This is a genomic window from Actinotignum saccati (assembly GCF_051265055.1).
GTDB lineage: Bacteria > Actinomycetota > Actinomycetes > Actinomycetales > Actinomycetaceae > Actinotignum.
Genome location: NZ_JBOZCC010000021.1, coordinates 1 through 1,170, shown reverse-complemented (window position 1 = coordinate 1,170; position 1,170 = coordinate 1). Strand labels below are relative to the sequence as shown.

General features: G+C 52.9%; 1 protein-coding gene. It reads left to right on the top strand.

All coding sequences use genetic code 11. The features are described 5' to 3' along the window. Positions 1-50 precede the first annotated feature (50 nt). Positions 51-1,151: an IS630 family transposase gene (locus tag ACRQEC_RS09505; protein ID WP_301575480.1), complete on the top strand. Its 1,101-nt coding sequence runs from the start codon at positions 51-53 to the stop codon at positions 1,149-1,151. Positions 1,152-1,170: the final 19 nt, after the last annotated feature.

The following is a 1,170-nucleotide window of genomic DNA, read 5'->3' as shown; positions in this document are numbered from 1 at the left end:
GCTAGTGCACTGTCCTTGAAATAGTTTACTGGTGATGGTATTATTAATCCATGTCGCACCCCGCTAAACCACTCGCCTTGAGTGACGAGGAACGAAGCGCCCTGGAAAAGATCTACAACTCGCCCTCACGCCCGCACCGTGAAGTGATGCGGGCCGGGGCCCTTCTAGCCGCGAGCCAGGGAATAGCTAACCTGGAGATAGCCAGGCGTTTTGATACCTCGGCTATCACGGTACGTAACTGGCGTAAACGCTTCGAAGAAGAAGGACTAACCAACTTCGGGAAAATCGCACCCGGTAGAGGACGTAAACCTACGTATTCCGACGAGGACTACATGTCCATGATCGAGATGACGCTCAACACTAAGCCTCCCAGCGGGGATACTCACTGGTCAGCACGCTCGATGGCTAAAGAGTGCGGGATGAGTAAAACCACGGTCGCGAAAGTCTGGAAATCGTTAGGGATCCGGCCCCACCGCACCGACACGTTCAAACTCTCTAACGACCCACTATTCAAGGAAAAGCTTATAGACGTTGTCGGCCTGTACCTCAACCCTCCCGAGAAAGCACTGGTGCTATGCGTGGATGAGAAATCTTCCATCCAAGCCCTGGACCGCACCCAGCCTTCCCTGCCCATGAAACCAGGTAGGGCAGGCACGATGACTCACGACTATAAACGCCACGGCACCTCCACTCTTTTCGCGGCCCTTGACGTGGCAACCGGGAAAGTCATCGCGCGTACTTCTAAGCGTCACCGCCATCAAGAATTCATGACTTTCCTCAACCTCATCGAACAAACAGTACCCGAGGACGTGGATGTACATATCGTGTTAGACAACCTGGCAACACATAAACACTCCAAAGTCAAAGACTGGCTCGATAAACACCCCCGCTTCACCTTCCACTTCACTCCCACCAGTTCTTCCTGGCTCAACCAGGTCGAACGCTTCTTCGGTATCATCACCGACAAACTCATCCGTAGAGGAGTGTTCACCTCAGTAACCGACCTAGAAGAAAAGATCATGGCCTGGATCAAGGAACGCAACCTTACCGCCAAACCATTCACATGGGTAGCTGACGTGGATAGCCTCCTGGAGAAAATAGCACGCGCGAGAACAACCCTGGAAACCCCCACCCAACAACCAGAAAGCTAAATCAAGGACGGTACACTAG